This is a genomic window from Streptomyces sp. NPDC056503 (assembly GCF_042794995.1).
GTDB lineage: Bacteria > Actinomycetota > Actinomycetes > Streptomycetales > Streptomycetaceae > Streptomyces.
On the sequence record NZ_JBHTST010000062.1, the window covers coordinates 20,196 to 42,882 of the forward strand.

At 72.6% G+C, this 22,687-nt stretch carries 18 protein-coding genes; 14 read left to right on the top strand and 4 right to left on the bottom strand.

Annotated features, from left to right (window positions below):
- Nucleotides 1–66 precede the first annotated feature (66 nt).
- The 4 genes from ACFQ8C_RS19905 (at nucleotide 67) to mutM (ending at nucleotide 2,896) form a co-directional block, all read left to right on the top strand.
- A complete protein-coding gene (locus tag ACFQ8C_RS19905) occupies nucleotides 67–783 on the top strand; it encodes a YceD family protein (protein WP_383459071.1) in 717 nt (238 codons plus the stop codon).
- A 2-nt stretch (nucleotides 784–785) separates the two neighbouring features.
- Entirely contained in the window at nucleotides 786–959 is a 174-nt protein-coding gene (gene rpmF, locus ACFQ8C_RS19910) for a 50S ribosomal protein L32 (RefSeq protein WP_043229344.1), read from the top strand.
- Between the two features lie 20 nt (nucleotides 960–979).
- Complete coding sequence (rnc, locus tag ACFQ8C_RS19915) at nucleotides 980–1,780, top strand: ribonuclease III (RefSeq protein ID WP_383459074.1); 801 nt, start codon at nucleotides 980–982, stop codon at nucleotides 1,778–1,780.
- A 255-nt stretch (nucleotides 1,781–2,035) separates the two neighbouring features.
- Complete coding sequence (gene mutM / locus ACFQ8C_RS19920; protein ID WP_383459077.1) at nucleotides 2,036–2,896, top strand: bifunctional DNA-formamidopyrimidine glycosylase/DNA-(apurinic or apyrimidinic site) lyase; 861 nt, start codon at nucleotides 2,036–2,038, stop codon at nucleotides 2,894–2,896.
- On the opposite strand, the gene ACFQ8C_RS19925 is transcribed toward mutM, so the two are convergent.
- Both ACFQ8C_RS19925 and ACFQ8C_RS19930 read right to left on the bottom strand, forming a co-directional pair.
- Entirely contained in the window at nucleotides 2,886–3,284 is a 399-nt protein-coding gene (locus tag ACFQ8C_RS19925) for a winged helix-turn-helix transcriptional regulator (protein WP_383459079.1), read from the bottom strand. The two genes, mutM and ACFQ8C_RS19925, sit on opposite strands and share 11 nt — an antisense overlap.
- Nucleotides 3,285–3,989: 705 nt before the next feature.
- Nucleotides 3,990–4,970 (bottom strand): CAP domain-containing protein, encoded by a 981-nt coding sequence (locus ACFQ8C_RS19930; protein ID WP_383459082.1) that lies wholly within the window; start codon nucleotides 4,968–4,970, stop codon nucleotides 3,990–3,992.
- A gap of 282 nt (nucleotides 4,971–5,252) precedes the next feature.
- On the opposite strand from ACFQ8C_RS19930, the gene ACFQ8C_RS19935 reads away from it, so the two are divergent.
- The 4 genes from ACFQ8C_RS19935 to ACFQ8C_RS19950 all read left to right on the top strand — a co-directional run bounded on the left by ACFQ8C_RS19935 (nucleotide 5,253) and on the right by ACFQ8C_RS19950 (nucleotide 11,439).
- Nucleotides 5,253–5,534: an acylphosphatase gene (locus tag ACFQ8C_RS19935; RefSeq protein WP_365074714.1), complete on the top strand. Its 282-nt coding sequence runs from the start codon at nucleotides 5,253–5,255 to the stop codon at nucleotides 5,532–5,534.
- Nucleotides 5,535–5,963: 429 nt separating this feature from the next.
- On the top strand, nucleotides 5,964–6,179 hold the full coding sequence (locus ACFQ8C_RS19940; RefSeq protein WP_383459086.1) for a hypothetical protein: 216 nt from the start codon (nucleotides 5,964–5,966) through the stop codon (nucleotides 6,177–6,179).
- A 168-nt stretch (nucleotides 6,180–6,347) separates the two neighbouring features.
- The gene (gene smc, locus ACFQ8C_RS19945; protein ID WP_383459089.1) at nucleotides 6,348–9,899 is read left to right on the top strand and encodes a chromosome segregation protein SMC; all 3,552 of its coding nucleotides are present in this window, start codon (nucleotides 6,348–6,350) and stop codon (nucleotides 9,897–9,899) included.
- A 106-nt stretch (nucleotides 9,900–10,005) separates the two neighbouring features.
- Nucleotides 10,006–11,439 (top strand): sugar porter family MFS transporter, encoded by a 1,434-nt coding sequence (locus tag ACFQ8C_RS19950; protein WP_383459092.1) that lies wholly within the window; start codon nucleotides 10,006–10,008, stop codon nucleotides 11,437–11,439.
- A 3-nt stretch (nucleotides 11,440–11,442) separates the two neighbouring features.
- Here the strand turns inward: ACFQ8C_RS19950 and ACFQ8C_RS19955 are convergent, their stop codons facing one another.
- A complete protein-coding gene (locus ACFQ8C_RS19955) occupies nucleotides 11,443–12,414 on the bottom strand; it encodes an LLM class flavin-dependent oxidoreductase (RefSeq protein WP_383459095.1) in 972 nt (323 codons plus the stop codon).
- Nucleotides 12,415–12,564: 150 nt separating this feature from the next.
- Between ACFQ8C_RS19955 and ftsY the strand changes: the two genes are divergently transcribed.
- A complete protein-coding gene (gene ftsY, locus ACFQ8C_RS19960; RefSeq protein ID WP_383459098.1) occupies nucleotides 12,565–13,791 on the top strand; it encodes a signal recognition particle-docking protein FtsY in 1,227 nt (408 codons plus the stop codon).
- 66 nt (nucleotides 13,792–13,857) lie between these two features.
- Here the strand turns inward: ftsY and ACFQ8C_RS19965 are convergent, their stop codons facing one another.
- On the bottom strand, nucleotides 13,858–14,511 hold the full coding sequence (locus ACFQ8C_RS19965; RefSeq protein ID WP_383459101.1) for a bifunctional DNA primase/polymerase: 654 nt from the start codon (nucleotides 14,509–14,511) through the stop codon (nucleotides 13,858–13,860).
- Nucleotides 14,512–14,949: 438 nt separating this feature from the next.
- Here ACFQ8C_RS19965 and ACFQ8C_RS19970 point away from each other — a divergent pair, with 438 nt between their 5' ends.
- The 5 genes from ACFQ8C_RS19970 to ffh all read left to right on the top strand — a co-directional run bounded on the left by ACFQ8C_RS19970 (nucleotide 14,950) and on the right by ffh (nucleotide 22,642).
- The gene (locus ACFQ8C_RS19970) at nucleotides 14,950–16,422 is read left to right on the top strand and encodes a hypothetical protein (RefSeq protein WP_383459103.1); all 1,473 of its coding nucleotides are present in this window, start codon (nucleotides 14,950–14,952) and stop codon (nucleotides 16,420–16,422) included.
- Between the two features lie 355 nt (nucleotides 16,423–16,777).
- Complete coding sequence (locus ACFQ8C_RS19975; RefSeq protein ID WP_383459105.1) at nucleotides 16,778–18,124, top strand: ammonium transporter; 1,347 nt, start codon at nucleotides 16,778–16,780, stop codon at nucleotides 18,122–18,124.
- Nucleotides 18,121–18,459, top strand: coding sequence for a P-II family nitrogen regulator (locus ACFQ8C_RS19980; RefSeq protein WP_015036464.1), 339 nt, complete (start codon nucleotides 18,121–18,123; stop codon nucleotides 18,457–18,459). The genes ACFQ8C_RS19975 and ACFQ8C_RS19980 overlap by 4 nt, the downstream gene beginning before the upstream one ends.
- Before the next feature lie 72 nt (nucleotides 18,460–18,531).
- A complete protein-coding gene (locus ACFQ8C_RS19985) occupies nucleotides 18,532–20,985 on the top strand; it encodes a [protein-PII] uridylyltransferase (RefSeq protein ID WP_383459108.1) in 2,454 nt (817 codons plus the stop codon).
- Between the two features lie 103 nt (nucleotides 20,986–21,088).
- Nucleotides 21,089–22,642, top strand: a complete 1,554-nt coding sequence (gene ffh / locus ACFQ8C_RS19990) for a signal recognition particle protein (RefSeq protein WP_383459110.1) — start codon at nucleotides 21,089–21,091, stop codon at nucleotides 22,640–22,642.
- Nucleotides 22,643–22,687 lie beyond the last annotated feature (45 nt).

The following is a 22,687-nucleotide window of genomic DNA, read 5'->3' on the forward strand; positions in this document are numbered from 1 at the left end:
GGCCGGCGGGAGGCCGGATTGGGCCCTGGGCGAAGCGTCCAGTATCCTGGCCCTTCGGTCGCGTGTATGTCCGCGATCCATGCTGCCCTCAAGCGGCAGCCCCCTGAGACTTGCGACGCGAACGATCCGAAAGCAGGAAGAACCCTGAGCACGCGCCTTGACCACCGCAATCCCCTCGTGTTCGACACACACGAGCTGGGGCGGCGTCCCGGTGCCCTCCAGCGGATCTCCCGCACGGTCGACGCGCCCGTCGATCTCGGCGTCGCCGGGGTCGTCGGAGTGCCCGAGGGCGCTCCGGTGGAGATCGAGCTCCGACTCGAGTCGGTCATGGAAGGGGTGCTTGTCACAGGCACCGCCCGTGCATCGGCCGAAGGGGAGTGCGTAAGGTGTCTGGAGCCCGTCGAGCTGGAGCTCGACGCGGACTTCCAGGAGATGTTCTCGTACCCCGACTCCGACGACCGGGGCCGTGTCAAAGCGGTCGCGGACGACGAGGACGATGAAGACGAGAGCATGACCCCCCTCGAGGACGGCATGTTCGACCTCGAACCCGTGCTGCGTGACGCCGTGGTGCTCGCTCTGCCGATGCAGCCGGTGTGCCGGGAGGACTGTGCGGGTCTGTGTTCCGATTGCGGAATCAACCTGAACGACCACCCCGACCACCACCACGACGCCACCGACATCCGTTGGGCGGCACTGCAGGAACTCGCCGGTTCGCTGGGAGCCGACGAGAAGGACAACATGAGCGACGCCGCTACCGGTGTCGACGAGAAGCAGGAGAAGTAGCCGTGGCTGTTCCGAAGCGGAAGATGTCGCGCAGCAACACGCGCCACCGCCGGTCGCAGTGGAAGGCTGCGGTCCCCACCCTGGTTTCGTGCGAGCGTTGCCAGGAGCCGAAGCTGCAGCACATCGCGTGCCCGAGCTGCGGCACCTACAACAAGCGCCAGGTCCTCGCGGTCTGAGCGGGCTGGTGAGAGGCACGATGTCTGACAACATCAACAGCGCCTCGTCCCACACGCTTCTGGAAGGGCGGCTCGGGTATCACCTCGAGTCCGCCCTTCTGGTGCGTGCGCTGACCCACCGCTCGTACGCGTACGAGAACGGCGGTCTGCCCACCAACGAGCGGCTGGAGTTCCTCGGGGACTCCGTGCTCGGCCTGGTGGTCACCGACACCCTCTACCGCACCCACCCCGATCTGCCGGAGGGCCAGCTGGCCAAGCTCCGGGCGGCGGTGGTGAACTCGCGTGCGCTGGCGGACGTCGGGCGCGGCCTCGACCTGGGCTCCTTCATCCGGCTCGGCCGGGGCGAAGAGGGCACGGGCGGCCGGGACAAGGCATCCATTCTCGCCGACACCCTCGAAGCGGTGATCGGCGCGGTCTATCTCGACCAGGGTCTCGAGGCGGCGTCCGAGCTGGTGCACCGGCTCTTCGACCCGCTGATCGAGAAGTCCTCGAACCTCGGTGCCGGCCTGGACTGGAAGACCAGTCTCCAGGAGCTCACCGCGGCCGAGGGGCTCGGTGTCCCGGAGTACCTCGTCTCCGAGGAGGGCCCGGACCACGAGAAGACCTTCACTGCTGCCGCCCGCGTCGGTGGTGTCTCGTACGGCACCGGCACCGGCCGCAGCAAGAAGGAAGCGGAGCAGCAGGCCGCAGAGTCCGCGTGGCGCGCGATCCGCGCGGCCGCGGACGAGCGGGCGGCGGCCAAGGCCGCCGCCGAGGCCGGCGCGACCGGTGAGGCCGGCGGGCAGGAGCGGACGGACGGGACCACCCCGACCACCGCCTGACCTCGGTCTCGACCGCGCCCTCGCGCGAGCGAGCTCCCGCATCCTTCAGCGGAGTTCTTACCCGCCCGCCCCCACCAGGGGCGGGCGGATCCGTTTTCCGGGGCTGTTCCCCGGGCCCGCTGTCCAGGGCGTATCCGGGGTCGTATCCGGGGCCGTTCTCCGGGCTGCCTCCGGGCTTTCTCCGGGAGGCCGGGTGGGTCCGCCCCTGGCGGTAGGCTGCGAGGACCACCACCCGTACCCCTCCGGAGGAGTCCCGTGCCCGAGCTGCCCGAGGTCGAGGTCGTCCGGCGCGGACTGGAGCGCTGGGTCGCCGGCCGGACCGTGGCCGGCGTGGAGGTCCTCCACCCCCGGGCCGTCCGGCGCCACCCGGCGGGCGGCGAGGACTTCGCGGCCCGGCTGACCGGACAGCGTTTCGAGCCGGCCCGGCGCCGGGGCAAGTACCTGTGGCTGCCGCTCGCCGACACCGGCACCTCGGTCCTCGGGCACCTCGGCATGAGCGGGCAGCTCCTGGTGCAGCCGGAGGCCGCCCCGGACGAGAAGCACCTGCGCATCCGGATCCGCTTCGGCGACGCGGCCGGTACGGAGCTCCGCTTCGTCGACCAGCGCACCTTCGGCGGGCTCTCGCTGCACGACCAGACCCCGGACGGGCTGCCGGACGTCATCGGGCACATCGCCCGCGACCCGCTCGACCCGGCCTTCGACGACGCCGCCTTCCAGGCCGCGCTCCGGCTGCGCCGCACCACGATCAAGCGGGCGCTCCTCGACCAGTCGCTGATCAGCGGTGTCGGCAACATCTACGCCGACGAGGCGCTGTGGCGGGCGAGGCTCCACTACGACCGGCCGACCGCCACCCTCACCCGCCCGCGCTCGGCCGAACTCCTCGGCCATGTCCGCGACGTGATGAACGCGGCCCTCGCGGCCGGCGGCACCAGCTTCGACAGCCTCTACGTGAACGTGAACGGCGAGTCCGGCTACTTCGACCGGTCGCTGGACGCCTACGGGCGGGAGGACGAGCCCTGCCGCCGCTGCGGCACGCCGATGCGCCGCCGCGCCTGGATGAACCGCTCCAGCTACTTCTGCCCGCGCTGCCAGCGCCCGCCGCGCGTCAGCCCGTGACGGCGGCCCGCCCGGAGTCGTACGCCTCCCGGGCCGCGACGACCTCCGGCATCCGGCCCTCCACCAGCGCGATCAGCCCGACGAGCCGCTCGGCGACCTCCCGCCCCAGCGGGGTCAGCCGGTAGTCGACCCGGGGCGGGTTGACCGGCTGCGCCTCGCGGTGCACCAGCCCGTCCCGCTCCAGCGCGTGCAGCGTCTGCGCCAGCATCTTCTCGCTGACGCCGTCGACCCGCCGCCGCAGCTCGTTGAAGCGGAGGGTCCCCTCGTACAGGGCGCCGAGGGTGAGGCTGCCCCACCGTCCCGTGACGTGCTCCAGCGTCACCCGCGAGGCACACCCGCGCGCGAACACGTCGAAGGCCGGGTCGTCGGTGGCCGGGTCCAGAGTCATACCCCCACGGTAACCGTGGGGGAGGGCGGTTCAGTAGCCGAAGAAGCGACATCGCACCGCCCTGACCAGCGCGTACGGCGACTGGCTGATTTCCCGGGTGCGCGTGGTGTTACTTACGTGCGCGTGTAGGTGAAAAAGGGATCCGAATTCCCGTGTGGGTGGGGCCCTTTCACCTGCGATCCACGCGGAGGTTCGCCACTTTTGTCACAATCGCCCGGATGGCTTGACATTGCGCAGCCGACGCGAGAAGGCTTGATCTTGATCAAAGCGACAGTCCGGATCGCTCTGCCGCAAAGCGAGAAACTCCGGAGGCTGATTCCTCATGGCCAAGATGACAGTGAAGAGGGTCGGCGCGGCCATAGCCGCGACGGCCGCAGCATTCGCACTCGGGGTAGGCGGAGCAAACGTCGCCCAAGCCAAGATCACTCCTGCCGACGTCTCCTGCACCAACAACGGTGGCCACCAGCCGGGCGGTCAGCAGCCCAGCTGTACCGGTGGCGGTCTGACGCAGGAAACCGAGAACCAGAACCCCGCAGGCCACGCCCCTCGCGGACACAACTGACACCTGACCCGAACCCACCCCGAGCAAGAGCCCCCTGGCCGCGGAACGCGCAGGCAGACAGGGGGTTCACGCGTACCCGGGGCGCCTTCTCGCCGGACGTGACGGCCCACGAAAGCTTCACGGGTCGCCGACCCGCGGGAATCTCAGTAGCCGAAGTCCTGGGTCCACCAGGGGCCGCCGTCGGCGAAGTGGACGCCGACGCCGAGGGTGGTGAAGTCGCAGTTCAGGATGTTGGCGCGGTGGCCGTCGCTGTTCATCCAGGAGACCATCACGGCGGTCGCGTCGACCTGGCCGCGGGCGATGTTCTCGCCGCCGAGGCCGCCGACGCCGGCCGCCTCGGCGCGGGACCAGGGGGTGGCGCCGTCGGGGTCGGTGTGGTCGAAGAAGTTCCGGGCGGCCATGTCGGCGCTGAAGGCACCGGCCAGCCGGGCCAGGCCGGCGGAGGGCTGGACCGGGGAGCAGCCGACCTTGCCGCGCTCGACGTTCACCAGGCGCAGCACCTCGGCCTCGGCCGCGTCCGCGCGGTCGGCGGTGGAACCGGCCGGCGCGGCCGTCTCCTCGGTGGTCTCCTCGGCCGGAGCCTCGGTGGTGGGGGCCGGGGCGGGGGCGGCCTGGGTGGTGGCCGGGGCCTTCGACGGCTTCGGCTTCGGCTTCGCCGGGGTGGTGGGGGCGGGGGCCGCGGTGCGCGTCTTCGACGGTGTGGGGGAGGGGGACGCGGTCTTCTTGCTGGGGGTGGGCGTGGCCTTGGGGGAGGAGGAGGCCGTGGTCGGCGTCTTCCTCGCGCCCTTCGAGCCCTGGCCCGCGCCCGTGCCGCCCGTCCCCGTCGACACGTCGGCCGGGGTGCGGGTCGCCCCGCCCTGGGTGGTCAGCTCGGGAGTCTGCCGGGTCTCCGCGGTGGTCGGCCGGCTGCTGCCGGCGTTGCCCGCGGTGAGGGTCTCCCCGCCGGGGAGGAGTCCCGAGGCGACCGCGACGGCTCCGACGGCGACGGCCGCCGAGACGCCGATCAGTCCGGTACGGACCGGGCGGCCGCGCCGCCTGCGGCGGGTACCCCCGTGATCGGGGGCGGTGCCGGTCGCGTAGTCTGCCTCGGCGGGCGCGGCGCCGGAGCGACGGTGGCGTCCCATCTGCCTGCCTCCCTGAGCTGGCTCTGCTGGATCTTCGGTGCTGGATCTTCGGTGCTGGATCTTCGGTGCTGGATCTTCGGTGCTGGATCTTCGGGTGGTGGATCTTTGCTCTTGGATCTTTGCGGCCTTTGCTTTCGGCATGGATCTCGACGGAGCGTGACGCTGCGTACGGATGACCGAGAGGCGTGCACCCATGTGGGTGAGGCGCATTCCGTCGGACTGTACGCCATGAGAAGCCGCCGTGACGTGCTCTCCGGGCAATCCGCCCGCTAGCGTGCAGCCATGAGTGACGATGTACGGATGACCGCCTGGGTGCGCGGACGGGTACAGGGAGTGGGCTTCCGCTGGTTCACCAGGGCAAACGCTCTGGAGATCGGCGGCCTCACCGGCTTCGCCCTGAACCTCGACGACGGGCGGGTCCAGGTGGTGGCCGAGGGCCCGAGTGACCATTGCCACCGTCTGCTGGAGTGGCTGCGGACCGGGGACACGCCCGGCCGCGTGGACGGTGTCACCGAGATATGGGGTACCCCCCGCGGCGGCTACGACGGCTTCGCCATCCGCTGACCCCCACCCGTGTGACCCTCGGCACTCTTCGCCGGCCCTCCCTCCGGACGCCCCCGACGGGCCCCGGGCGGGGGGCCGGTTTCGCGCGGATGAACGCCGGTGAACAGGCGTCGTACCTGGTGGTTGCCAAGATTCGGCACTCGTGCGAGGCTTCCCGGGTAAGGATCATCACCACGCCCCGGAGTGACGGGTCGAGAGCCGCCGCAGACCGTGTCGCGGCCGCGAACTCCCCGTCCGCCACACCGATCGGGGCGTGATCGTGTTGACCGTCAAACTTTTTGGTGAGACTCTGGAAGCCCCGCGCACCTTAGCTGTGTGGCAGTAGAACACCGGCACGACTCAGGTACTGCCGAGCACCGCGGGTGCGAATCCATCCCTCACGACCCACACCGCAATCGGTCGGTCACTCAGTGTGGAGGACCACTCATCATGGCAAAGGCGCTTCTCGGTTACGTCGGCGGCTCCGACCCGCGACTCCTCGCCGAGATGCGACGGCTTCAGCAGCGCGTCCAGGACCTGGAATCCGAGATCGTACGGATCCAGACCGAGAACGACGCGCTCAACGCTGCCGCCGCTCAGCAGGGCGAGTCGCTGCTCGACCGCATCGACCTCGACGTACCCCAGGCGGAGCCTGCGCTCACCTGACACCCAGCCCGACGGGCTCAGGTGGGAACAGCTGAATAGGCAAGGGGCGCTTCGGCGTCCCTTCTTTTCTGGCCCCCCTCGTCTCCCCCTCGTCACACCGCCCCTCACCCGAGGGTCTGCCCTGCGCGATCACGGGCGAAACGCGACGCCCCGGGTAGAGTCCCGTGAGTGCACCTCAAGGCCCTCACGCTCCGCGGATTCAAGTCGTTCGCCTCCGCCACCACACTGAGGTTCGAACCGGGAATCACCTGCGTCGTCGGCCCCAACGGCTCCGGCAAGTCCAACGTCGTCGACGCGCTCTCCTGGGTCATGGGCGAGCAGGGCGCGAAGTCGCTGCGCGGCGGCAAGATGGAGGACGTCATCTTCGCCGGCACCACCGGGCGGCCCCCGCTCGGCCGCGCCGAGGTCTCGCTCACCATCGACAACTCCGACGGCGCCCTCCCGATCGACTACGCCGAGGTCACCCTCACCCGGATCATGTTCCGGGGCGGCAGCAGCGAGTACCAGATCAACGGCGACACCTGCCGGCTGCTCGACATCCAGGACCTCCTCTCCGACTCCGGCATCGGCCGCGAGATGCACGTCATCGTCGGCCAGGGCCAGCTCGACTCCGTGCTGCACGCCGACCCCATGGGCCGGCGCGCCTTCATCGAGGAGGCCGCGGGCGTCCTCAAGCACCGCAAGCGCAAGGAGAAGGCGCTGCGGAAGCTCGACGCGATGCGGGCCAACCTCGCGCGCGTGCAGGACCTCACCGACGAACTGCGCCGCCAGCTCAAGCCGCTCGGCCGGCAGGCCGCCGTCGCCCGCCGCGCCGTCGTCATCCAGGCCGACCTGCGCGACGCCCGGCTCCGCCTCCTCGCCGACGACCTCGTCCGCCACCAGCGCGCCCTGCGCGCCGAACTCGCCGACGAGGCCGCCCTCGTGGCCCGCAAGGAGACCACCGAGGAGGAGCTGCGCACCGCGCTCGCCCGCGAGGCCGCGCTGGAGTCCGAGGTCGGTGCCCTCGCCCCGCGCCTGGAGCGCGCCCAGCAGAGCTGGTACGCCCTCTCCCAGCTCGCCGAACGCGTCCGCGGCACGGTCTCCCTCGCCGACGCGCGCGTGAAGAGCGCCACCGACGCCCCCGCCGAGGAGCGCCGCGGCCGTGACCCCGAGGACCTGGAGCGCGAGGCCGCCCGGGTCCGCGAACAGGAGGCCGAGCTGGCCGCCGCCCTGGAGGCCGCCGAGCGGGCCCTGGAGGACACCGTCGACCACCGGGCCGAGCTGGAACGGGCCCTCACCGCCGAGGAGCGCCGACTCAAGGACGCCGCCCGCGCCCTCGCCGACCGCCGCGAGGGCCTCGCCCGGCTGCACGGCCAGGTCAACGCCGCCCGCTCCCGCGCCGCCTCCGCCCAGGCCGAGATCGACCGGCTCGCCGCCGCTCGCGACGAGGCCGCCGACCGGGCCGTCGCCGCCCAGGAGGAGTACGAGCAGCTCAGGGCCGAGGTCGACGACCTCGACGCCGCCGACACCGAGCACGGCGAGCGGTACGAGGCGGCCCGCCGCGCCCTCGCCGACGCGGAGACCGCGCTGAGCGCCGCCCGCGAGGCCGCCGCCACCGCCGAGAGCCGCCGGGCCGCCACCCGCGCCCGGCACGACACCCTCGCCCTCGGCCTGCGCCGCAAGGACGGCACCGGCGCCCTGCTCGCCGCCGGCCTCACCGGGATCCTCGGCCCCGCCGCCGAACTCCTCACCGTCACCCCCGGAGACGAGGTCCCCGTCGCCGCCGCCCTCGGCGCCGCCGCCGACGCCCTCGCCGCCGACGGCCCCACCGCCGCCGTCGAGGCGCTCCGCCTGCTCCGCAAACAGGACGCGGGCCGCGCCACCCTGATCCTCACCGCGCCCCCCGGCCCCGAGGCGGAGCCACGCGCGCTGCCCGCCGGCGCTCGGGCCGCCGCCGGACTGGTCACCGGGCCCGAGGGCCTGCTCGGCTCCGTCCGCCGGCTGCTCGACGGCGTCGTCGTCGTCGACGGCCTCGACGAGGCCCGCGAACTCGTCCGTGCCCACCCCGCCCTCACCGCCGTCACCGCCGAGGGCGACCTCCTCGCCGCCCACCACGCGCAGGGCGGCTCCGCCGGCGCGCCCAGCCTCCTCGAAGTACGGGCCCAGGTCGACGAGGCCGCCGCCGAACTCGCCGAACTCGCCCTCCGGTGCGAGGAGTCCTCCCGCGCCAAGGAGGAACACGCCGAACACCGCCGGGCCGCCGCCGCCCGCGTCGAGGAGCTCGACGCCCTCCGGCGTACCGCCGAGAAGGAGAAGGCGTCCGTCGCCCAGGCCCTCGGCCGGCGCGCCGGGCAGGCCAGGGGAGCGGCCGGCGAGGCCGAGCGGACCGCCGCCGCCGTCGCCCGCGCCCAGGAGGCCCTGGAACGGGCCGCCGCCGAGGCCGGGGAACTGGCCGAACGGCTCCTCGTCGCCGAGGAGACCCCGGCCGAGGAGGAGCCCGACACCTCCGTCCGCGACCGGCTCGCCATCGACGGCTCCAACGCCCGCCAGACCGAGATGGAGGCCCGTCTCCAACTCCGCACCCACGAGGAGCGGGTCAGGGGACTGGCCGGCCGCGCCGACTCCCTCGACCGGGCCGCCCGCGCCGAACGGGACGCACGCGCGCGCGGTGAGCAGCGCCGCGCCCGGCTCCGCCACGAGGCCCGCGTCGCGGCCGCCGTCGCCGGCGGAGCCCGTACCCTCCTCGCCCACGTCGAGGTCTCCCTGGAACGCGCCGAGCGCGAGCGCGCCGTGGCCGCCGCCGCCCGCGCCGACCGCGAGCAGGGCCTCGCCGCCGCCCGCGCCCGGGGCCGCGACCTGAAGACCGAGCTCGACAAGCTCACCGACTCCGTCCACCGCGGCGAGGTCCTGGGCGCCGAGAAGCGGCTGCGGATCGAACAGCTGGAGGCCAGGGCCCTGGAGGAGTTCGGCGTGGAGGCGGGCGCGCTCACCGTCGAGTACGGCCCCGACCAGCCCGTCCCGCCGTCGCCGGCCGCCGAGGGCGAGACCCTGCCCGACGACCCCGACGATCCCCGCAACCAGCCGCGCCCGTTCATCCGTTCGGAGCAGGAGAGGCGGCTGAGGGCCGCCGAGCGCGCCTTCCAGCAGCTCGGCAAGGTCAATCCGCTGGCCCTGGAGGAGTTCGCCGCCCTGGAGGACCGCCACCGCTTCCTCTCCGAGCAGCTGGAGGACCTGAAGAAGACCCGCGCCGACCTGCTCCAGGTCGTCAAGGAGGTCGACCAGCGGGTCGAGCAGGTCTTCACGGAGGCGTACCGGGACACCGCCCGCGAGTTCGAGGGCGTCTTCTCCCGTCTCTTCCCCGGCGGCGAGGGCCGACTGGTGCTCACCGACCCCGAGAACATGCTCACCACCGGTGTCGAGGTCGAGGCCCGGCCGCCCGGCAAGAAGGTCAAGCGGCTCTCGCTGCTCTCCGGCGGCGAGCGCTCGCTGACCGCCGTCGCCCTGCTCGTCTCCATCTTCAAGGCCCGTCCCAGCCCCTTCTACGTCATGGACGAGGTCGAGGCGGCGCTCGACGACACCAACCTCCAGCGCCTGATCCGGATCATGCGGGAGCTCCAGGAGTCCTCGCAGCTCATCGTGATCACCCACCAGAAGCGGACGATGGAGGTCGCCGACGCGCTGTACGGCGTCTCCATGCAGGGCGACGGCGTCTCGAAGGTGATCAGCCAGCGGCTCCGCTGAAGTGGTGGCGGGACCGAAGGTGTGCGCCACTGGGAATCCTGGGTAACCGGAAGCCTCCCGGAGATCCGGGAAGAGGACCGAAGGACCGCCATACCGAGGAGTCCATGTGACCGACACCGCGCATGCCCCGACGCCGCCCCCTTCCGAAGGCAGGGCGGCGCACCCGGACCACCTCGGTCACGTCATCTTCATCACCGCCTCCGCCGCCATGGGCGGATTCCTCTTCGGCTACGACAGCTCGGTCATCAACGGCGCCGTCGAAGCCATCCGCGACCGCTACGACATCGGCTCCGCGACCCTCGCCCAGGTCATCGCGATCGCCCTGATCGGCTGCGCGATCGGCGCCGCGACCGCCGGCCGGATCGCCGACCGCATCGGCCGCATCCGCTGCATGCAGATCTCCGCGGTCCTCTTCACCGTCAGCGCCGTCGGCTCCGCCCTGCCCTTCGCCCTCTGGGACCTGGCCTTCTGGCGGATCGTCGGCGGCTTCGCCATCGGCATGGCCTCGGTCATCGGCCCCGCCTACATCGCCGAGGTCGCGCCCGCCGCCTACCGCGGCCGCCTCGGCTCCTTCCAGCAGGCCGCCATCGTCATCGGCATCGCCATCTCCCAGCTCGTCAACTACGGCATCCTCCAGCTCGCCGACGGCGACCAGCGCGGCGAGATCGGTGGCCTGGAGGCCTGGCAGTGGATGCTCGGCGTGATGGTCGTCCCCGCCCTCCTCTACGGGCTGCTCTCCTTCGCCATCCCCGAGTCCCCCCGCTTCCTCATCTCCGTGGGGAAGACCGAGCGGGCCAAGGAGGTGCTCTCCGAGGTCGAGGGGAAGGGCGTCGACCTCGACCACCGGGTCGCCGAGATCGAGAACGCCATGCGCAGCGAGCACAAGTCCACCTTCAGGGACCTGCTCGTCTCCGGCAGCCGCTTCCGCCTGCTGCCCATCGTCTGGGTCGGCATCGGACTCTCCGTCTTCCAGCAGCTCGTCGGCATCAACGTCGCCTTCTACTACTCCTCGACGCTCTGGCAGTCCGTCGGCATCGACCCGTCGAGCTCGTTCTTCTACTCGTTCACCACGTCGATCATCAACATCATCGGCACCGTGATCGCGATGGTCCTGGTCGACCGGGTGGGCCGCAAGCCGCTCGCCCTCGTCGGCTCCGTCGGCATGGCGATCGCGCTGGCCTTCGAGGCCTGGGCCTTCTCCGCCGACCTCGTCGACGGCAAGCTCCCCGAGACCCAGGGCGTCGTGGCGCTCGTCGCCGCCCACGTCTTCGTGCTCTTCTTCGCCCTCTCCTGGGGCGTGGTCGTCTGGGTCTTCCTCGGCGAGATGTTCCCCAACCGGATCCGCGCCGCCGCCCTCGGCGTCGCCGCCTCCGCCCAGTGGATGGCCAACTGGGCCATCACCGCCAGCTTCCCGTCCCTCTCCGACTGGAACCTCTCCGGCACCTACGTCATCTACACCGTCTTCGCCGTCCTCTCGATCCCCTTCGTGCTCAGGTACGTCAAGGAGACCAAGGGCAAGGCGCTGGAGGAGATGGGCTGACGGCTACGCCCCCAGGCGGGGCAGCACCTCGTCGCAGAACAGGCGCAGGCTCCGCCACCCCTCCTCCACCGGCATCCCCCCGCACAGCGGATGCAGGACCAGGCTCTCCAGGCCGAGCCCCGCGCACTCCCCGGGCGTCACCACCCGGTACACCCCCTCCGCGCGCAGCTCCGCCACGGTCGACGCCGTCGACCGCACCGCCGAACGGATGTCCTTCGACTGCCAGGAGGCGTAGGTCCGGGCCTCGTGCAGGAAGTGCCCGCCGTACTCCGCCCAGGTCCGGTCCGGGTCCTCCGAGACGTGCAGCAGCGGGGTCTCCCGCGCCGGCATCATCGTCCAGCCCTCGGTGCCGTACTCCGCGCACCGCTCCCGGTAGTACGCCTCCAGCTCCGGCAGGTGCGCGGAGGGGAAGAACGGCAGCCCCAGCCGGGCCGCCCGCCGCGCCGCCGCCTTCGAGGAACCCCCGACGAGCAGCAGCGGGTGCGGCCGGGTGAAGGGCCTCGGGGTGACCCGTACCGTACGGCCCCGGTACGCGAAGGGCTCGCCCGTCCAGGCGGCGAGGAGGGTCTCCAGGAGCTCGTCCTGGAGCCTGCCGCGCCGTCCCCAGTCGACCCCGCGCTCCTCGTACTCCTCCGGGCGGTAGCCGATCCCGGCCACCGTCACCAGCCGGCCCCGGCTCAGCAGGTCGAGCACCGCGATCTCCTCCGCGAGCCGCAGCGGGTCGTGGAGCGGGCCGATGATCGCGGAGACGGTGACCGCGATCCGGCGGGTGGCGCCGAAGACCGCGCCGGCGAAGACGAAGGGGGTGGGGAGCCAGTTGTTCTCCACCCCGTGGTGCTCCTCGGTCTGGACGGTGTCCACCCCGTGCCCGTCGGCGTAGGCCGCCATCTCCAGGGCGGCGCGGTAGCGCTCCGCCAGGGACTCGGGGGTGGCGCGCGGGTCGACCAGGTTGAACCGTACGACGCTGAAGGCCATGGGGGTCCCCTCCGCGGGTGGGCTGCCGGCGAGGGGCGACCATAGCTGACGGTACGTCAGATGAGAACGGTCCGGGCGCGCCGGGACCCGCGACCCACGCTGCGTACGTACGGCGTCACCGGGCGGGTCGTGGCCGATACTGGACGGGTTATGGAACTCATCCTTGCTGTAGTCATCGCTCTGGTCGTCGCGGTCGCCGTGACCAGCGGGCTCGTGATCAGCGGTCGCAAGAAGAAGCAGCTGCCGCCGGCCGAACCGCCGTCCACCACGCCGACCATCACCGCTCCGCCCGCCGAGCCGCACGTCGGCGACGAGGCGGAGACACCGCGGGAAGAACCACGCCGCACCGTCGAGGAGGTCGGCCTCCCGACCGCCGAGGAAGCGGTCGAGACCCCCGCCGCCGTCGAGGACCCGGTCGTCGCCGAGGCCCCCGCCGCGCCGGAGATCGAGGTCCCCGAGCCCACCGCCGGACGCCTCGTCCGCCTCCGGGCCCGGCTCGCCCGCTCCCAGAACTCGCTGGGCAAGGGCCTGCTGACCCTGCTCTCCCGCGAGCACCTCGACGAGGACACCTGGGAGGAGATCGAGGAGACCCTCCTCACCGCCGACGTCGGCGTCGCCCCCACCCAGGAGCTGGTCGAGCGGCTGCGCGAGCGCGTCAAGGTGCTCGGCACCCGCACCCCCGAGGAGCTCCGCGGCCTGCTCCGCGAGGAGCTGATCGCCCTCCTCGGCGAGTACGACCGCACCGTCCACACCGAGAGCCCCGAGGACGTCCCCGGCGTCGTCATGGTCGTCGGCGTCAACGGCACCGGCAAGACCACCACCACCGGCAAGCTCGCCCGCGTCCTGGTCGCCGACGGCAAGTCCGTCGTCCTCGGCGCCGCCGACACCTTCCGCGCCGCCGCCGCCGACCAGCTCCAGACCTGGGGCGACCGGGTCGGAGCCCGCACCGTGCGCGGCCCCGAGGGCGGCGACCCGGCCTCGATCGCGTACGACGCCGTCAAGGAGGGCATCGCCGAGAAGGCCGACGTCGTCCTCGTCGACACCGCCGGCCGCCTGCACACCAAGACCGGCCTCATGGACGAGCTCGGCAAGGTCAAGCGGGTCGTCGAGAAGCACGGCCCGCTCGACGAGATCCTCCTCGTCCTCGACGCCACCACCGGCCAGAACGGCCTCATCCAGGCCCGCGTCTTCGCCGAGGTCGTCGACATCACCGGCATCGTCCTGACCAAGCTCGACGGCACCGCCAAGGGCGGCATCGTCGTCGCCGTCCAGCGCGAGCTGGGCGTCCCGGTCAAGCTCATCGGCCTCGGCGAGGGCCCCGACGACCTGGCCCCCTTCGACCCGGCCGCCTTCGTCGACGCCCTCATCGGCGACTGACCCCCGCGACGGCACCGCGAAGGGCCCCCGCCGACCACGGCGGGGGCCCTTCGCGTACGCCAGGGGTCAGGCGTGCGTCCGGTGGCACATGTACGCCAGTGTGCCGAGCAGCAGCCGGGCCTGCGGCGGCGCCCCCGCCGTGTCGAGCGTCGGCGGGCGCAGCCAGCGCACCGGGCCGAGCCCGCCCGGACTCGACGGGGGAGCGGTGATGTGACTGCCGGGACCCAGACAGTGCAGGTCCAGATCCGCGTCGTCCCAGCCCATCCGGTACAGCAGCCGAGGCAGCTCCTCCGCGGCGCCCGGCGCCACGAAGAACTGCGCCCGCCCGGTCGGGGTGGCGCAGACCGGGCCGAGGGGCAGCCCCATCCGCTCCATCCTGACCAGCGCCCGCCGGCCCGCCGCCTCGGCCACCTCGATCACGTCGAAGGCGCGGCCCACCGGCAGCAGCAGCGCCGCCCCGGGGTACTCCGACCACGCCTTGGTCGCGTCGTCGAGCGCCGCGCCCGCCGGGACGGGCGACGCGAACGGGAGGGGATGGGCGCCCGGAGCCGCGCAGGCCCGGTCGCCGCAGGAGCACTGGCCGTTGACGGCCCGTGCGCCGGGCTGGACGTCCCAGCCCCAGAGTCCGGTGTATTCGGCCACCGCGGTGCACTCGGTGGTGCGAGCGCGGCGCCGTGAGCCGGACCGCATCTCGCGGATGCCGCCGATCGTGAAGCCCATGCCCCCTCCAACGGGTCGGACGCGCCGGTGGTTACGAGCCGGAACACCACCATCACGCTCGGTGACGCCACGCCCGGGATTCGCCGTCCGGGGTGGCGCACGGTCGTGAACGGGGTGGTGCGCACGGTGGCGCGCGCCTCTTCGTGCTTCCGTCCGCCGACTCCGGTTCGTCGCATGTCAAGTGAATCGTGCGGAGCACCCGGCGAGTTCATTCGAAGGGGTGGCGAATGGTGGCGTTTCTTGTGACGCCCTCACCGCAGGGGTGATCGTAGGATTACTTTCGGTACCCGAAGCCCGGAGGAGCGTGCGCGGGTGGGTATGCCGGAGGCAAGGCGGTTTCCCGTTCGAAGGAGTCGGAACACCGGGCGGGGAGCCGCGGGACGCGGCATTCTGATAGGGGTTCGCACGACAGGCAATCAGGTGGATGGGGGCGTTCCAGTGGGCGGCAACGGCACAGACGGTACGACTGCCGGCAAGCGCCCCAACGAGCGGCTCGGCTCGTGGTTCGTGCGCAGCGGCTGGTCCAAGGGCGAACTGGCCCGCCAGGTCAACCGCAGGGCCCGCCAGATGGGCGCGCACCACATCTCCACCGACACCTCCCGCGTCCGCCGCTGGCTCGACGGCGAACAGCCCCGCGAACCCATCCCGAGAATCCTCTCCGAGCTGTTCTCCGAGCGCTTCGGCTCCGTCGTCGCCATCGAGGACCTCGGACTGCGCACCGCCCACCAGACGCCCTCCGTCTCCGGCGTCGACCTCCCCTGGGCGGGGCCGCAGACCGTCACCCTGCTCAGCGAGTTCTCCCGCAGCGACCTCATGCTCGCCCGGCGCGGCTTCCTCGGCTCCTCGCTCCAGCTCGCCGCAGGCCCCGCCCTCATCGAGCCCATGCAGCGCTGGCTGGTGCCCACCCCCACCGGCGAACCCGCGGCCGACCAGGCACCCGACGGGCGCCGCCCCCGCCGGCTCTCCGACATCGAGCTGGACCTCCTCGAATCCACCACCGCCATGTTCCGCAAGTGGGACGCCCAGTGCGGCGGCGGACTGCGCCGCAAGGCCGTCGTCGGCCAGCTCCACGAGGTCACCGACCTCCTCCAGGAGCCCCAGCCGGCCGCCACCGCCAAGCGCCTCTTCACCGTCGCCGCCGAACTCGCCGAACTCGCCGGGTGGATGAGCTACGACGTGGGACTCCAGCCCACCGCCCAGAAGTACTTCGTCCTCGCCCTGCACGCCGCCAAGGAGGCCGGCGACAAGCCGCTCGGCTCCTACATCCTCTCCTCCATGAGCCGGCAGATGATCCACCTCGGCCGCCCCGACGACGCCCTCGAACTCATCCATCTGGCCCAGTACGGCAGTCGGGACTGCGCCACCCCCCGCACCCAGGCCATGCTGTATGCGATGGAGGCCCGCGCCTACGCCAACATGGGCCAGCCCTCCAAGTGCAAGCGGGCCGTCCGGATGGCCGAGGACACCTTCGCCGACGCGGCCTTCGAGGGCGGGCCCGAGCCCGACTGGATCCGCTTCTTCACCGAGGCCGAGCTCAACGGCGAGAACTCCCACTCCTACCGCGACCTCGCCTATGTCGCCGGACGCTCCCCGAGCTACGCCTCGCTGGCCGAGCCCGTCATGGAGCGGGCCGTGGAACTCTTCGGGAAGGACCCCGACCACCAGCGGTCGTACGCCCTCAACCTCATCGGCATGGCCACCGTCCACCTGCTCAAGCGGGAACCCGAGCAGTCCGTCGTCCTCGCCGAGAAGGCCCTCGGGGTCGCCCGCTCCATCCGCTCCGAGCGGGTCAACAACCGGCTCCGCAAGACCGTCGACACCGCCGCCCGCGACTTCGGCGACGTCGCCGAGGTCGTCGACCTCACCGACCGGCTCACCCTGCTCCTGCCCGAGTCCGCCGAGGCCGTCTGACCGGCCCGCCGGCTCCCGCGAGCCCCACGACCCCGGCCGCGCCGGACGTCCCGTACTGCCCGACTCGGCTCCCCCGCCGCACAGGACACACGGACGCCGGCGCGGCCGGTCCGCGTTCCGGACGCCCCCGCGTCCGCCGGGCCCGGCCGGAGAGTACGCCCGTTACCTCCCCGTGACCCGGGTGTTCACGGTCACGTAACACACCCCCGCCCTTCGTCACTGCCCCGAAACATCGAGCGGCATCGTCGGAAACCGCGCTGCGCGAATCTCTGGCCCATAACCGGCCACCCCTCAGGCCGCCGCTCACCGCCGGCCCCGCCCCGCACAGGCCGCATCCGACGACGAGGAGACGCCGATGGCACCAGCCATCACGACCCTGGCAGCAGACGCCCCCGAGCTGTCCGCCGCCAACACCGGGTTCATGCTCATCTGCTCCGCCCTGGTCATGCTGATGACCCCGGCTCTCGCCTTCTTCTACGGAGGCATGGTCCGAGTCAAGTCCACCCTCAACATGCTGATGATGAGCTTCATCAGCCTCGGGATCGTCACGGTCCTGTGGGTGCTCTACGGCTTCAGCGTCGCCTTCGGCACCGACACCGGCGGCATCATCGGCTGGTCCTCCGACTACCTCGGCCTCAGCGGCATCGGCGTCACCGAGCTCTGGGACGGCTACACCATCCCGGTGTACGTCTTCGCCGTCTTCCAGCTGATGTTCGCCATCCTCACCCCCGCCCTGATCAGCGGCGCCCTCGCCGACCGGGTCAAGTTCACCGCCTGGGCCCTCTTCATCACCCTCTGGGTCACGGTCGTCTACTTCCCCGTCGCCCACTGGGTCTGGGGCGCCGGCGGCTGGCTCTTCGAGATGGGCGTCATCGACTTCGCCGGCGGTACGGCCGTCCACATCAACGCCGGTGCCGCGGCCCTCGGCGTGATCCTGGTCATCGGCAAGCGCGTCGGCTTCAAGAAGGACCCGATGCGCCCGCACAGCCTCCCGCTGGTCATGCTCGGCGCCGGTCTCCTCTGGTTCGGCTGGTTCGGCTTCAACGCCGGCTCGTGGCTCGGCAACGACGACGGCGTCGGCGCCGTCATGTTCGTCAACACCCAGGTCGCCACCGGCGCCGCCATGCTCGCCTGGCTCGCCTACGAGAAGCTCCGCCACGGCTCCTTCACCACCCTCGGCGCCGCCTCCGGCGCCGTCGCCGGCCTCGTCGCCATCACCCCCTCCGGCGGCTCCTGCTCCCCGCTCGGCGCCATCGCCATCGGCGCCATCGCCGGTCTCGTCTGCGCCATGGCCGTCGGCCTCAAGTACAAGTTCGGCTACGACGACTCCCTCGACGTCGTCGGCGTCCACCTCGTCGGCGGCGTCATCGGCTCCCTCCTCGTCGGCTTCTTCGCCACCGGCGGCGTCCAGTCCGACGCCAAGGGCCTCTTCTACGGCGGCGGCCTGGAGCAGCTCGGCAAGCAGGCCGTGGGCGTCTTCGCCGTCCTCGCCTACTCTCTGGTCGTCTCCGCGATCCTCGCCCTGGTCATCGACAAGACCATGGGCATGCGGGTCAGCGAGGACGACGAGGTCTCCGGCATCGACCAGGTCGAGCACGCCGAGACCGCCTACGACTTCAGCGGAGCCGGCGGCGGCGCCTCCGGGCGCACCACCGCCGTCGCCGCGCCGGTTGCCACGGAGAACAAGAAGGTGGACGCATGAAGCTCATCACCGCGGTCGTGAAGCCGCACCGGCTCGACGAGATCAAGGAGGCCCTCCAGGCCTTCGGGGTCCACGGCCTCACCGTCACCGAGGCCAGCGGGTACGGACGCCAGCGCGGCCACACCGAGGTCTACCGCGGCGCCGAGTACACCGTCGACCTCGTCCCCAAGATCCGCATCGAGGTCCTGGTCGAGGACGAGGACGCCGAACAGCTCATCGACGTCGTCGTGAAGGCGGCCCGCACCGGCAAGATCGGTGACGGAAAGGTGTGGAGCGTCCCGGTCGAGACCGCCGTCCGCGTCCGCACGGGCGAGCGCGGACCCGACGCCCTCTAGCAGCACGGCCCGACGGACCGACCGGTCCGCCGGGCCGTTTCCGCAGCCCCATCCGCAGAGAAGGAGCCGCCGGTGACCACCCTCGAACCGCAGGACGCGACCGAAGAGCAGGGACCCGGCTACGCGGCGGCCCGGCTGCGGCTCCTCCAGGAGAAGGCACCGTCCGGACCGGAACGCCGCGGCGCCCTCGCCCGCCTCACCGACGACTGGCTCGCCGGCCTCTTCGCCGCCGCCGCACCGCCCAAGGGGATCGCCCTCGTCGCCGTCGGCGGCTACGGCCGCGCCGAGCTCTCCCCGCGCAGCGACCTCGACCTCCTCCTGCTCCACGACGGCAGCGCCCCCAAGGAGGCCGTCGCCGCCCTCGCCGACCGCCTCTGGTACCCCGTCTGGGACCTCGGGCTCGCCCTCGACCACTCGGTCCGCACCCCCGCCCAGGCCCGCGCCACCGCCGCCGAGGACCTCAAGGTCCAGCTCGGCCTCCTCGACGCCCGGCCGCTCGCCGGGGACACCGCCCTCGCCGCCGCCCTGCGCTCCACCGTCCTCGCCGACTGGCGCAACCAGGCCGCCCGCCGCCTCCCCGAACTCGCCGAGCTCTGCCGCGACCGCGCCGAACGCTCCGGCGAACTCCGCTTCCTCCTCGAACCCGACCTCAAGGAGGCCCGCGGCGGCCTCCGCGACGCCCAGGCCCTGCGCGCCGTCGCCGCCTCCTGGCTCGCCGACGCCCCCCGCGCCGGCCTCGACACCGCCCGCCGCCGCCTCCTCGACGCCCGCGACGCCCTCCACCTCGCCACCGGCCGCGCCACCGACCGCCTCGCCCTCCAGGAACAGGACGCCGTCGCCAAGGAACTCGGCCTGCTCGACGCCGACACCCTGCTCCGCGGCGTGTACGAGGCCGCCGGCACCGTCACGTACGCCTCCGACGTCACCTGGCGCGAGGTCGGCCGCGTCCTCAAGGCCCGCTCCGCCCGCCCCCGGCTCCGCAGCCTCCTCGGCGGCCGCTCCGGCGAGCGGAAACAGCCCGTCGAACGCACCCCGCTCGCCGAAGGCGTCGTCGAGATGGACGGCGAGGCCGTCCTCGCCCGCTCCGCCCGCCCCGAACGCGACCCCGGCCTCCCGCTGCGCGCCGCCGCCGCGGCCGCCCAGCACGGCCTGCCGCTCTCCCCGCACGCCGTACGCCACCTCGCCGCCACCGCGAAGGCCCTGCCGGTGCCCTGGCCCGCCGAGGCCCGCGAATCGCTCGTCACCCTCCTCGGCGCCGGCGCCCCCGCCGTACCCGTCTGGGAGGCCCTGGAGGCCGAGGGGCTCGTCACCCGCCTCCTGCCCGACTGGGAACGCGTCCGCCACCGCCCCCAGCGCAACCCCGTCCACACCTGGACCGTCGACCGGCACCTCGTCGAGACCGCCGTCCGCGCGGCCTCCCTCACCCGCCGCGTCGGCCGCCCCGACCTCCTCCTCGTCGCCGCCCTCCTCCACGACATCGGCAAGGGCTGGCCCGGCGACCACTCCGTCGCCGGCGAGACCATCGCCCGCGACCTCGCCGCCCGCGTCGGCTTCGACCGCATCGACACCGCCACCGTCGCCACCGTCGTCCGCCACCACCTCCTCCTCGTCGACACCGCCACCCGCCGCGACCTCGACGACCCCGCCACCGTCCAGTCCGTCGCCGCCGCCGTCGGCACCGTCGGCACCCTCGAACTCCTCCACGCCCTCACCGAGGCCGACGCGCTGGCCACCGGCCCCGCGGCCTGGTCCGCCTGGCGCGCCTCCCTCGTCGCCGACCTCGTCAAACGGGTCTCCGGCGTCCTCGCGGGCGAGCCCCTGCCCGACCCCGAGGCCGCCGCGCCCAGCGCCGAACAGGAACGGCTCGCCGTCGAGGCCCTGCGCACCGGCGAACCCGCCCTCACCCTCCACACGCGCGACGAGCAGCCCCTCGACCCCGACGAGCCCGAGCCCGTCGGCGTCGAACTCGTCATCGCCCTGCCCGACCAGCCCGGCGTGCTCCCCGCCGTCGCCGGCGTCCTCGCCCTCCACCGGCTCACCGTCCGCGCCGCCGACCTCCGCGCCGTCGACCTCCCCGCCGAACTCGGCCCCGGCCCCGGCTCCGTCCTCGTCCTCGACTGGCGGGTCGCCGCCGAGTACGGCGCGCTGCCCCAGGGCCACCGGCTCCGCGCCGACCTGCTGCGCGCCCTGGACGGCTCCCTCGACATCCCCGCCCGGCTCGCCGAGCGCGAGGCCGCCTACCCGCGCCGCCGCGGCGTCCAGGCCCCGCCGCCCCGCGTCACCGTCGCCCCGGCCGAATCCCGCCTCGCCACCGTCCTGGAGGTCCGCGCCCAGGACGCCCCGGGGCTGCTCCACCGCATCGGCCGCGCCCTGGAGGGAGCGGCGGTACGGGTCCGCAGCGCCCATGTCTCCACGCTCGGCGCCAACGCCGTCGACACCCTGTACGTGACCCGCCCGGACGGCTCCCTCCTCCCGGACGAGGAGGCGATCGACCTGGCCCGGGCGCTGGAGGAGGCGCTGGGGTGACGAGGGCCTCGTCGGCCCAATCCGACGGGCAAGGGCAGGGTCGCCGCCCGGCCGGATACCCTGGGTGGCGACCATCCGCCCCGACCCGAGGATCGCGACCACCGTGTTCGATACGCTTTCCGACCGCCTCAGCGCGACTTTCAAGTCCCTCCGGGGCAAAGGCCGCCTCTCCGAGCAGGACATCGACAGCGCGGCCCGGGAAATCCGTATCGCCCTCCTCGAGGCCGACGTCGCCCTGCCGGTCGTCCGCGCGTTCATCAAGAACGTCAAGGAGCGGGCCCTCGGCGCCGAGGTCTCCAAGGCGCTGAACCCCTCGCAGCAGGTCATCAAGATCGTCAACGACGAGCTGGTCTCGATCCTCGGCGGCGAGACCCGCCGGCTGCGGTTCGCCAAGACCGCGCCCACCGTGATCATGCTCGCCGGTCTCCAGGGTGCCGGTAAGACCACCCTCGCCGGAAAGCTCGGCCTCTGGCTGAAGGGGCAGGGCCACTCGCCGCTGCTCGTCGCCTGCGACCTCCAGCGCCCCAACGCCGTCAACCAGCTCTCGGTCGTCGCCGACCGCGCGGGCGTCGCCTTCTACGGCCCGCAGCCCGGCAACGGCGTCGGCGACCCGGTCCAGGTCGCCAAGGACTCGATCGAGTACGCCCGGTCGAAGATGTACGACATCGTCGTCGTCGACACCGCCGGCCGCCTCGGCATCGACCAGGAGCTGATGCAGCAGGCCGCGGACATCCGCGACGCCGTCAGCCCCGACGAGATCCTCTTCGTCGTCGACGCCATGATCGGTCAGGACGCGGTCAACACCGCCGAGGCCTTCCGGGACGGCGTCGGCTTCGACGGCGTCGTGCTCTCCAAGCTCGACGGCGACGCCCGCGGTGGTGCCGCGCTCTCCATCGCGCACGTCACCGGCAAGCAGATCATGTTCGCCTCCAACGGCGAGAAGCTGGACGAGTTCGACGCGTTCCACCCGGACCGCATGGCGTCCCGCATCCTCGGCATGGGCGACATGCTGTCGCTCATCGAGAAGGCCCAGCAGACCTTCGACGAGGAAGAGGCCGCCAAGATGGCCTCGAAGCTCGCGTCGAAGCAGGGCCAGGACTTCACCCTGGACGACTTCCTCGCCCAGATGGAGCAGGTCCGCAAGATGGGCTCCATCTCGAAGCTCCTCGGCATGCTGCCCGGCATGGGGCAGATGAAGGAGCAGATCGCCAACATCGACGAGCGGGACGTGGACCGTACCGCCGCCATCATCAAGTCGATGACCCCGGCCGAGCGCCAGGACCCGAACATCATCAACGGCTCCCGCCGCGCCCGTATCGCCAAGGGCTCCGGCGTCGAGGTCAGCGCCGTGAAGGGCCTGGTCGAGCGGTTCTTCGAGGCCCGCAAGATGATGTCCCGGATGGCCCAGGGCGGCGGCCTGCCCGGCATGCCCGGCATCCCGGGCATGGGCGGCGGCCCCGGCCGGCAGAAGAAGCAGATCAAGCAGGCCAAGGGCAAGCGCAAGAGCGGCAACCCGATGAAGCGGAAGGCCGAGGAGCAGGCCGCCCAGCAGAAGCGGGAGCAGGCCCAGCAGGGCGGCGCCCTCGGGCTGCCCGGCGCGGGCCAGGTCCCGCAGGACTTCGAGCTGCCGGACGAGTTCAAGAAGTTCATGGGCTGACACCCGTCGGCAGGAGGGCCCGGGGCGGTTTCGCATCGACGAAAC

Coding starts and splice junctions, on each gene's coding strand:
- ACFQ8C_RS19905 (WP_383459071.1), top strand. CDS start 67: ATGTCCGCGATCCATGCTGCCCTCAAGCGGCAGCCCCCTGAGACTTGC.
- rnc (WP_383459074.1), top strand. CDS start 980: ATGTCTGACAACATCAACAGCGCCTCGTCCCACACGCTTCTGGAAGGG.
- ACFQ8C_RS19925 (WP_383459079.1), bottom strand. CDS start 3,284: ATGACTCTGGACCCGGCCACCGACGACCCGGCCTTCGACGTGTTCGCG.
- ACFQ8C_RS19930 (WP_383459082.1), bottom strand. CDS start 4,970: ATGGGACGCCACCGTCGCTCCGGCGCCGCGCCCGCCGAGGCAGACTAC.
- ACFQ8C_RS19935 (WP_365074714.1), top strand. CDS start 5,253: ATGAGTGACGATGTACGGATGACCGCCTGGGTGCGCGGACGGGTACAG.
- ACFQ8C_RS19940 (WP_383459086.1), top strand. CDS start 5,964: ATGGCAAAGGCGCTTCTCGGTTACGTCGGCGGCTCCGACCCGCGACTC.
- ACFQ8C_RS19955 (WP_383459095.1), bottom strand. CDS start 12,414: ATGGCCTTCAGCGTCGTACGGTTCAACCTGGTCGACCCGCGCGCCACC.
- ftsY (WP_383459098.1), top strand. CDS start 12,565: ATGGAACTCATCCTTGCTGTAGTCATCGCTCTGGTCGTCGCGGTCGCC.
- ACFQ8C_RS19965 (WP_383459101.1), bottom strand. CDS start 14,511: ATGGGCTTCACGATCGGCGGCATCCGCGAGATGCGGTCCGGCTCACGG.
- ACFQ8C_RS19975 (WP_383459105.1), top strand. CDS start 16,778: ATGGCACCAGCCATCACGACCCTGGCAGCAGACGCCCCCGAGCTGTCC.
- ACFQ8C_RS19980 (WP_015036464.1), top strand. CDS start 18,121: ATGAAGCTCATCACCGCGGTCGTGAAGCCGCACCGGCTCGACGAGATC.